Below are 6229 nucleotides of genomic sequence, written 5' to 3' on the forward strand. Positions count from 1 at the left end.
GCCGCGCTGCGCGTCGGACAGCTCGCGCCACGCGAGGCCCGACGCCGCCTGCGCCGCGAGCGCGCCTGCCAGCACGAGCACAACGTCGGTAACTGCGATCACAGAACGCCGAATCGCATTCGCTCCACCGGACCTCGACTGCATCGTCACGCACCATGTGCCGGGAACCCGCGATGCGTGTCCGGCATGCGGGGCCGAACCGGCGTCGGCCTCGCCGTCCCGCGCGTGCCGAGCAGCCTGCGATAGTCCGCGCGAATCAGGTCGTAGCATTCACACGCGTGATGTTCGAGGCCGTGACGGTCGAGCACCGTGATGCGGCCGCGGCGTTGCCGGATCAGCCCGGCTTCCTGCAGGTTGCCCGCCGCTTCCGTCACGCCTTCGCGCCGCACGCCGAGCATGTTCGCGATCGTCTGCTGCGTGACGGCCAGTTCGTCGCCGTCGATGCGGTCATGCGCAAGCAGCAGCCAGCGGCTGAGCTGCTCGCTGACCGAGTGATGCCGGTTGCACAGCGCGCTGCGCGAGATCTGCGCCATCGCCGCCTGGCAGTAGTTGAGCAGCAGCCGGTAGGTCTCCGGCGAGCGCTCGAATTCGGCGCGCATCACGCAGCTCGGCACGCGATAGGCCATCCCGCCGATGCGGACCTCGACCCGGTGCGACGCCGCGGCGCCGCCGACCATCGTCGCCAGCCCGACCACCCCTTCGCGGCCGACCTGCGCCACCTCGACCATCGCACCGTCTTCCATCAGGTGCTGCACCGACATCATCGACGTCGTCGGAAAATGCACGTGGCGCATCGGCTCGCCGACCCGGTCGAGCATCCCGGCCTTGATCCTGACCAGTTCGAGATGCGGTGCGATGGTGCGGATGCTGTCCTCGGGGAGGGCATCGAGGATGGCATTCGCCGAGTAGCTCGAGTGAAGATGAAGCATGTCTGTATCCCTTTTATCGTCCGCGCCGCCTGCAGCCGCGTGCACGGAACTCGTTATCGCGATGCGCGCCCGGACGTTGGCAGCGGTTGCGGCCACAACCCTGATTCCGACCGACCATCGGCTTGTCGCCGCCGGATCGAGTCGGCCGTCCCGTTTCAACACGCCAGCCCGAATAAGCGATTTACGTGCCAATACATGCCCATCCTTAATATATGAATCACGCCGGATTTAGATCACCCGAATAACCCGTTCAAAAACAAAAAAAGCGTCTCATTTCCGGACACTCTTCCGGGCGACGGACACAGCGCGCCATTTGACTGATCATTTCGCCTGCACCGAACCGGAGCAGCCACAGCGGCACCGCGAGGCTTGTCGCTCATATACTTACAGTCGATTTTCAATTGTTTCCATGATGTGCCGGATAGCACGCCGCTGCGGCATCACGCCTCACACGGTTGTTTGAAACTGTCTCAAACTTGAATCGACACACTAATTTACAGCTCTGTAACCCGGCGCACATTTCGACCACAAGCCTTTGATTTTCATGGATATTCTGGCGCGCACCATTTATTTGTCAAAGAATGTTCAATGCTCGCCCGGCACTTTCCCGATGCGATGCGCGCCACCGCTCAATTGATTCCCGACCGACACGGAATGAATGCCCGAAGTCGAATTCAGCTTCCGGATGATTAATTCCGCCGAAATGAATCATTAAATCCGGATAACGTTTGCACCCGGCCAAAATCGTCAAACTTTGTGAAATGACGCAATGTGCAATTGATTGATTTCAATGGCGTGCTAGCCTTTTTGCCAGTATCGTCACTCCATTTTTGACGAACACAAGTCCGCACGATCGTGCGAATTCCCCATTTTCGGGGTATCGCCGCGACGACGCGTGACCGCCACCCTACGAGGATGCGCCGTGACTCACCAGGCCCCGGAAGCCGTCGCGTACGCGAACGGCATGATCGAGCTTTCCCACAGCTTCGATGCGAACCGCTTTCTCGCGGCCATCGACCGCGACGAGCTCGCGACGCTGGTCCCCCACCTTCAACTCGTCCACCTGAAATCCGGACAAGTGCTCTGCGAGCCCGGCGAAATGCTCGCCGCGGTCTACCTGCCCGTCACGACCGCGATTTCGCTGCAGTACGTGTCGTCCGGCGGGATGACGCTGGAAGTTGCGGAGATCGGCAGCGAGAGCGTGGTGTGCGACGACGTGATCGGCGGCAGCGGCCGGATGCCCTGCCGCGCCGTGGCCTGCCGCGACGGGTTCGTCTACCGGCTCGACCGGCGCGTATTCGCCGCGGCGTTCGACGCATCGCCGGTGATCCGCCATCTGGTGTTCGTGTGCGTGCGGCTGCTGATGGCGCAGGTCTCGCAGATCACGTTCTGCAGCCGTCATCACGTGCTCAAACATCAGTTATGCAGATGGTTCCTGCTCGCGTACGACCGGACCCGCAGCATCGAGATCCAGGTGACGCACAGCATGCTGGCGCAGATGCTCGGCGTGCGGCGCGAAACGGTCACCGATGCCGCGGGCGAAATCCAGAAGCTGGGCCTGATCCGGCAATATCGGAGTTCGATCGAGCTCGCCGACCTCGACGGCCTCGAAAAAATGTCGTGCGGCTGCCGCGCGATCGTGCGCGACGAGATGAAGCGCATTCTGTCGGCCGATTCGGGCGTGCCGGCCGCGTCGCGCGCCTGATTGGCATGCCGCATCGGGCGGCGCTTCCACGCCGCCTGCGTGCCGGGTTAGCCGTTTGTAGGGTGGCGAACAGAACGCCGTGTCTGCCAATGGTCTACTGATGCCGGACTGCCGGGGGGACGTCAGCGCGTATCGCGCGTCTGCCCGAGCGGACGACACCACGCACGCCGGAGCAGCACGTGAAAAACGAAATCAGAACCATCCTGAAGCACGTCGCCCATCTCGAAGCCGCGATCGATTCGATCGGCGACGGGGACGACCTCTACGACGCGGGCCTTTCGTCACTCGACACGATCCAGCTGATGCTCGCGATCGAGAAGCAATTCAACATCGAGATTCCCGACGAGATGCTGAACCGCAACCTGTTCCGCAGCATCGACGCGCTCGCGGACACGATCACCACGCTGCAACGCACCGAGCATTCGGCATGAGCGCGCTGCTTCCCGAACTCGCGGCCGACAGCGATTCGCGTCGGCTCGACGAGGCCGCGCATGCCGTCGCGCAGATCGCCGCGCAGCACGCGGACGCGGTCGACCGCGACGCGCGCTGCCCCGTCGAGGCGATCGAGGCGATGCGCGCGCGCCGCCTGCTCGGCGCGATGGTGCCGACCCATCTCGGCGGCGCGGGCGCGTCGCTGGAAGACATCGCGTCGGCCTGCTCGATTCTCGGCCAGGCCTGCGCGTCGTCGGCGATGGTGTTCGCGATGCACCAGATCCAGGTCGCCTGCATCGTCGACCACGCGCTCGACCAGGGCTGGCACAAGCTGTTCCTGCAGCAGCTCGTGCGCCACCAGTGGCTGCTCGCATCGGCCACGTCGGAAGACGGCGTCGGCGGCAACCTGCGTGCGAGCCAGTGCGCGCTCGACATCAACGGCGGCGAGTTCCGGCTGCGCAAATCCGCGCCGACGATCTCGTATGGCGACTATGCGGACGGCATCCTCGCGACCGCACGACGCGATGCGGACGCGCCGGCTTCCGAGCAGGTGCTCGTCACGCTGCTGCGCGACGGCTACACGCTCACGCGCCGCGGCGAATGGGACACGCTCGGGATGCGCGGCACCTGCAGCAACGGTTTCGAGCTCGATGCGCAAGGCGCCGCCGTCCAGTGCCTGCCGGTGCCGTTCGCGAAGATCGCCGAGGAAACGATGGTGCCGGTGTCGCACATCCTGTGGGCCGCGGTATGGATCGGCGTGGCCGGCGACGCGTTTCACCGCGCGCACCAGTTCTTCCGCGCGCAGGCACGCCAGACCGATGGCGCGCCGTCGCCCGCGTCGCGGCGCATCGCCGAATCGCTCGCGCTGATGCAGGCGATGCAGGCCCGCGTCGACAACGTGCTGCGCCTTCATGCGAATCCGGCGTCCCGCTCGTGGTCGGCCGGCATGGCCCGAGCCGCCGAGATCAACACACTGAAGACCTACGTGTCGACGACTGCACTGGAAGTCGCACACCAGGCCATGATGATCTGCGGGATGGCCGGCTACAAGCAGGGCACGCCGTTCAGCATCGGCCGCCACATTCGCGACCTGCATGCGGCGCCGCTGATGATCAGCAACGACCGCATTGCCGTCAACACCTCGAACCTGCTGCTCGCGCTGCGTCCTGCGACGCTGGAGAAACATACGTGAACGATCGCCTTGCCGTGCCCTCCGCCGCCTCCGCTCCCGCCGATGCACCGATCGACCGCGCGGGCGTCAACCCGCTGCGCGACGAACTGATCGACGCGGGCCTGCTGGTCTCCACCGGCATCCAGGGCCTGTTCGGCCGCAGCGAACGGTTCGAGCGCGTCGTGGAAGCGCTCGACGCATTCGTCACACGCATCGGCGCCGACCAGCACGCCGAAGTGCTGCGCTTCCCGCCGGCGATGAGCCGCACCGAGTTCGAGCGCAGCGAATACATGAAGAGCTTCCCGCAACTCGCAGGCAGCGTGCATGCGTTCTGCGGCGACGAACACCAGCACCAGCGCGTACTGCAGTGCCTCGATCGCGGCGACGACTGGACGGAAAGCCAGAAGCCGACCTATGTCGTGATGACGCCGGCCGCGTGCTACCCGGTCTACCCGGTCGTCGCACGCGCGGGCGCGCTGCCGGCCGACGGCCGGATCGTCGACGTCTTCTCGTACTGCTTCCGCCACGAGCCGTCGCTCGACCCGACCCGCATGCAGCTGTTCCGGATGCGCGAGTACGTGCGGATCGGCACGCCCGAGCAGATCGTGTCGTTCCGCGAGACCTGGATCGAACGCGGCACGCGGATGATCGAGGCGCTGCGCCTGCCCAACGCGATCGACCTCGCGAACGATCCGTTCTTCGGGCGCGGCGGCAAGATCGTCGCGAACAGCCAGCGCGAGCAGAACCTGAAGTTCGAGCTGCTGATCCCGATCGAGCACGACGATCGCCAGACTGCCTGCCTGAGCTTCAACTACCACATGGACCATTTCGGGCTGCTGTGGGATATCCGCACCGCGACGGGCGACGTCGCGCACACAGGCTGCGTCGGCTTCGGCCTCGAACGGCTCACGCTCGCGCTGTTCCGCCATCACGGCTTCGACATCGACGCATGGCCGCGCGAAGTCCGCGACGTGCTGTGGGGCACGCCATGAGATTCGTGTCCCGCGACGGCGAAGACGCGTCGTTCGAGGATGTGCGCCACCGCGCACGCCACTACCGGCCGCATCCGCTGCATAGCCAGGAGATGGTCTGGAAGCAGACCAACTGCTACGTCGACATGTGGCTCGAGGTGCTCCGGTGGTGGGGCTTCAATCCGTACGCGGCGCTGCCGTTCACGATCGCGCTCGATTTCGAGGGCGACCAGTTCACGTTCTTCAAGTTTCCGCACGACGAACTGGAGCGGCTGTACGGCATCGTCGTGCAGGAGCACTCGATCTACGAACCGCTCGATCAGCACATCGAGACGCAGGTTGCGCGCGGCCACCTGATGATCGTCGAGGTCGACGCGTGGTTCCTGCCCGATACGCGCGGCAGCAGCTACCGCACGCAGCACACGAAGACGACGATCGGCATCGATGCGATCGACCGCGCGAAGCGCCAGATCGGCTACTTCCACAACAGCGGCTATTACGTGGCCGAGGATTTCGACTACACCGGGCTCGTCGGCGGCAGCTCGCCGATGACGCTGCCGCCGTACGTCGAATGCGCGAAGCGGCGGTTTGCGCCGCTCGACGAGCGCGAGCTGTGCGAAACGTCGCTCACCGCGCTGCAGCGCCATCTGCGGCGCCTGCCGGTCGTCAACCCGATCGCCGCGTTCCGGCGGCAGTTGCAGACCGATGCGCGGACGCTCGCCGATGCGCCGCTCGAGCACTTTCATGCGTACTCGTTCAACTCGGTGCGGCAGCTCGGCGCGAATTTCGAGCTGTTCGGCCATTACGCGCGCTGGCTCCAGGCCAGCGGCTGCGTCGGGCCGTTCGCCGAGATCCGCGCCGCGTGCGACCGTATCGCGTCCGAAGCGATGGTGCTGGAATTCCGGCTCGCGCGCGCCTGCGCGCGCGGCAAGGAGGAGCGCGGTGACTCGACGCTCGAAGCGATCGAGGCCGCCTACGCGGACGTGGTTGCGTGCGCGCGGCAGATCGCCTTGCCGCTGCG

At 65.4% G+C, this 6229-nt stretch carries 6 protein-coding genes and 1 pseudogene; 5 read left to right on the forward strand and 2 right to left on the reverse strand.

The features are described from left to right. Together G3N99_RS42615 and G3N99_RS32630 are read right to left on the reverse strand one after the other, a co-directional pair. A pseudogene (locus G3N99_RS42615) lies at window positions 1-144 on the reverse strand (undecaprenyl-phosphate glucose phosphotransferase); the annotation flags it as partial. A 2-nt stretch (window positions 145-146) separates the two neighbouring features. Next, window positions 147-929 carry a Crp/Fnr family transcriptional regulator gene (locus G3N99_RS32630; protein ID WP_174935600.1) on the reverse strand — a complete coding sequence of 261 codons (783 nt, stop codon included), beginning with the start codon at window positions 927-929 and terminating at the stop codon, window positions 147-149. Between the two features lie 922 nt (window positions 930-1851). Between G3N99_RS32630 and G3N99_RS32635 the strand changes: the two genes are divergently transcribed. The 5 genes from G3N99_RS32635 to G3N99_RS32655 form a co-directional block, all read left to right on the forward strand. Then, entirely contained in the window at window positions 1852-2634 is a 783-nt protein-coding gene (locus G3N99_RS32635; protein WP_206124432.1) for a Crp/Fnr family transcriptional regulator, read from the forward strand. A gap of 179 nt (window positions 2635-2813) precedes the next feature. Then, window positions 2814-3065 (forward strand): acyl carrier protein, encoded by a 252-nt coding sequence (locus tag G3N99_RS32640; RefSeq protein ID WP_089427658.1) that lies wholly within the window; start codon window positions 2814-2816, stop codon window positions 3063-3065. Then, window positions 3062-4258 (forward strand): acyl-CoA dehydrogenase family protein, encoded by a 1197-nt coding sequence (locus tag G3N99_RS32645; RefSeq protein ID WP_174935604.1) that lies wholly within the window; start codon window positions 3062-3064, stop codon window positions 4256-4258. The genes G3N99_RS32640 and G3N99_RS32645 overlap by 4 nt, the downstream gene beginning before the upstream one ends. Then, window positions 4255-5229 (forward strand): amino acid--[acyl-carrier-protein] ligase, encoded by a 975-nt coding sequence (locus tag G3N99_RS32650; protein ID WP_206124433.1) that lies wholly within the window; start codon window positions 4255-4257, stop codon window positions 5227-5229. The genes G3N99_RS32645 and G3N99_RS32650 overlap by 4 nt, the downstream gene beginning before the upstream one ends. Further along, a partial coding sequence (locus G3N99_RS32655; RefSeq protein WP_206124434.1) for a DUF1839 family protein occupies window positions 5226-6229 on the forward strand: 1004 nt, incomplete at its 3' end. The genes G3N99_RS32650 and G3N99_RS32655, both read left to right, overlap by 4 nt.

Origin of the sequence: Burkholderia sp. Ac-20392 (genome assembly GCF_017104585.1) — a bacterium.
Classification (GTDB): domain Bacteria; phylum Pseudomonadota; class Gammaproteobacteria; order Burkholderiales; family Burkholderiaceae; genus Burkholderia; species Burkholderia lata.